This window comes from Cobetia sp. SIMBA_158, assembly GCF_046566945.1.
GTDB classification, from domain to species: Bacteria; Pseudomonadota; Gammaproteobacteria; order Pseudomonadales; family Halomonadaceae; genus Cobetia; species Cobetia amphilecti.
Genome location: NZ_JAWJYL010000387.1, coordinates 1 through 271 on the forward strand (window position 1 = coordinate 1; position 271 = coordinate 271).

The following is a 271-nucleotide window of genomic DNA, read 5'->3' on the forward strand; positions in this document are numbered from 1 at the left end:
GTTTTATTTCACTTTCTTTAGGTTTACTTTGATTTTTAAGATAGCCTGCTGCAAGAATAACGCCAGTTCCCACAATTATAATTACATAGGATACAACGCCATGTGGCATATGAATTAAATTATTTAAACTTTCATCTTTTAAAGTCATTTCTACTGCTGTCCAAGAAAGAATACCAGCACCTACATAGGCAATCCAAGCGTACTTTTCCATCACTTTTACAATAAATTTTGAACCAAAAATCATGATCGGAATACTGATTACAACACCAAG

1 protein-coding gene is annotated in these 271 nt (G+C 32.8%); it reads right to left on the reverse strand.

What is annotated here, in order from left to right; genetic code table 11:
- Positions 1-271 (reverse strand): TerC family protein (locus R2R70_RS20400; RefSeq protein WP_410978963.1); only part of this gene is annotated, 271 nt, incomplete at both ends.